This is a genomic window from Candidatus Neomarinimicrobiota bacterium, assembly GCA_018647265.1.
In the GTDB taxonomy this organism is placed as follows: domain Bacteria; phylum Fidelibacterota; class Marinisomatia; order Marinisomatales; family TCS55; genus TCS55.
Map to the genome: position 1 here is coordinate 1 of JABGTK010000070.1, position 3030 is coordinate 3030.

The 3030-nt window shown below is 40.1% G+C and carries 3 protein-coding genes; all 3 read left to right on the top strand.

Annotated features, from left to right (window positions below; translation table 11 throughout):
• The coding region (locus HN459_04255) for a Trk system potassium transporter TrkA (protein ID MBT3478656.1) at nucleotides 1-657 on the top strand (657 nt) is incomplete at its 5' end.
• Between the two features lie 59 nt (nucleotides 658-716).
• A complete protein-coding gene (locus HN459_04260) occupies nucleotides 717-2126 on the top strand; it encodes a TrkH family potassium uptake protein (GenBank protein MBT3478657.1) in 1410 nt (469 codons plus the stop codon).
• Between the two features lie 12 nt (nucleotides 2127-2138).
• Nucleotides 2139-2915 carry an enoyl-CoA hydratase/isomerase family protein gene (locus tag HN459_04265; GenBank protein MBT3478658.1) on the top strand — a complete coding sequence of 259 codons (777 nt, stop codon included), beginning with the start codon at nucleotides 2139-2141 and terminating at the stop codon, nucleotides 2913-2915.
• The last annotated feature ends 115 nt before the right edge of the window (nucleotides 2916-3030 follow it).

Genomic DNA, 3030 nt, shown 5'->3' on the forward strand with positions numbered 1-3030 from the left:
AATTCCATCGTCATTCTTGGCGGTAGCAAAATTGGCCGTAGTGTAGCAAAAGAATTAGAAAATGAAATGTCCGTTCGATTAATCGATAATAAAAGAGATAAGGCAGAATGGTTGGCGTCGACTTTAAAAGAATCAATGGTTCTCTTTGGCGACGGTACAGATGTGGAACTTTTGAAAGCAGAAAATATCCAGGATGCAGACAGCTTTATTGCTGTGACAGAAAGTGAACAAACCAATTTGTTATCAGGAATGCTGGCGCATCATTTAGGCGTTAAGCAAACTGTTATTCATGTGAGCACAACCGAATATATGCCCATCGTTCAAGAAATTGGTGTTGGATCAGTTTTAAGTAAAAATATGTCCACAGTAAATTCAATATTGCGTTTTATTTCCAGTGATCAAACAGAAACGTCCGTCACTACATTTGACGAAATTGATGTAGATGTAATTGAATTCAGTCCTGATGCAGGTAGTAAAGTAACAAAAGCGCCCCTGTCGGATTTGAGATTTCCCGAAGATAGTATTGTGGGTATGATTAATCATCATGGCCATTTATCTATTGCAAGAGGATCCAGCCAGCTTTCTGAAGAAGACACCGTACTGGTTTTTGCCAAATCGAAAGCAGTACCTAAATTGCGAAAACTATTTGAAGTTTAATGAATATTAAAACTATCTCCAACATACTGGCTGCAATGCTGGTTTTGACGGGAATTTCAATGATTATTCCTGCCTTAATATCGTGGGGATATGGTGAGCCTGATATAGCTGGTCACGTAAAATCTGTTGCGATTTGCGTTTTTGTTGGTTTACCTATTTGGTTATATACGCGCAACAATCATTCGTTGAATAGTAAAGATGGATTTGCCGTTGTTTCTCTTGCTTGGGTATTGGTTGCATTGGCTGGGACGTTACCGTTCTATTTAACCGGGGCGATTCCTAATTTTACTGACGCTTGGTTTGAATCTATGTCTGGCGTAACCACTACGGGTGCGACTATAATCGGCAACCCTCTGACATTGCCTAACTTACCCAATGGAATTGAAAGTTTGACTCATGGTGTTCTTTTTTGGCGGTCATTTATTCAATGGATAGGCGGAATGGGCATTATTGTTTTTACAATTGCAATCCTCCCTTTATTAGGAGTTGGGGGTGTCCAATTATTCAAAGCAGAAGTACCTGGACCAGTGGCGGATAAAATTCGTCCTAGGGTAAAAGAAACTGCAAAAATATTATGGATGGTTTATGTTGGCTTAACATTAGCAGAAACTATTTTATTGGGTATAAGCGGAATGCCCTGGTTTGACTCTATTTGCCATGCATTGACCACGATGCCTACCGGTGGATTCAGTACCCAAAATGCCAGCATTGGTGCCTATGGTAATCCTGTGATTCATTATATCATTATTATATTTATGTTTATTGCCGGCGTGAATTTCACACTTCACTTTTTGGCATTAACCGGAAAGTTTAAAGGCTATTTCAGAGATCCGGAATTTCTATCTTATTTAGGTATAACACTGGCAGTTACATTTTTTATTTTCCTCAATGTGGCATCAGCGACCGTACAATGGACTCATGAGAATTTCTTGGTATCCCTATTTCAAAGTGTTTCAATTCTGACTACGACTGGGTTCGGTTCTGCTAATTATGGACTTTGGCCGCACTTCTCCCAATTTCTTCTGCTGATACTTATGTTCGTTGGTGGAATGGGCGGTTCCACAGGCGGTGGAATGAAAATTGCTCGAATCATTTTACTTATGAAATATGCAGCAACAGAAACGCGTAGAATGCTCCACTCTAGGGCTATCATTCCAATACGTATTGGAGAACGTTATATAAGTGAGGATGTGATTAGAAATACACTCGGGTTCTTCCTTTTTTATATGTCCATCTTCGCCATTACAACACTCATTCTCACAACATTGAATTTAGATATTGAATCGGCAGTTGGTGCGGCTGCATCAGCCATCGGAAATATTGGTCCCGGTTTGGGTGCTTTTGGTCCCGAAAATAATTATTCATTACTTCACCCAATTGGAAAATGGATGCTTTCCTTTTGTATGCTATTGGGACGTTTGGAGATTTTTACAATTATGGTTTTATTCAGTCGTACATTTTGGAAATAATTAAGGGGATTTATGTCATTCGTACTTAAAGAAATATCAGACCAAATTGCAGTTTTAACTATCAACCGTCCAGATGCATTGAATGCAATGAATGATAAGGTTGTGGCTGATTTAGAATCGACAGTGCAATCCTGTATTGATGATAAGAATGTAGGCGTTATCATCTTAACCGGTGCTGGGGATAAGGCCTTTGTTGCAGGAGCGGATATAAAGAAGATGCAATCCATGGGAGCTGAAGGCGCTTTGGCATTTGGGAAAGCGGGTCAGCAAATGACACTAACCATAGAAAATTCTCCAAAACCTATCATTGCCGCTGTTAATGGATTTGCATTGGGAGGCGGTTGTGAAATCAGTATGGCCTGCCATATTCGTGTGGCGAGTGAATCAGCATCATTCGGCCAGCCGGAAGTGCTCCTAGGGATTCTACCTGGTTGGGGCGGTACCCAACGATTGCCAAAGTTGGTGGGGCCTGGCATGGCAAATGAAATAATTACAACGGGAAGAATGGTCAGTGCTGCTGAAGCAAAATCTATTGGTTTGGTCAACCATGTTGTGGCTTCAGAAGAATTAATGGGTAAATGTTTTAAGATCGCCAATCAAATATTGAAGAATGGACCAGAGGCAGTGGCCCAATCGTTAGATTGTATTCAAAAAGGATTGGGCTCTACCATAGAAGATGGTCTTGCTATTGAAGTTGAAAATTTCAGTAAACTTTTTGGTACAGACGAAGCGCAAGAAGGCCTTACTGCATTTGTGGAGAAACGAAAACCAAATTTTAGGAATAACTAAATGAGCACCAAGACTAAAACCCCTTCAATGATTGATGCTTTAATTCCCATTCTTTTTTTAATAGTTATGCTAGCATTGTCAGTATATATCTATGGTTCAGACTCTTCATACGGCG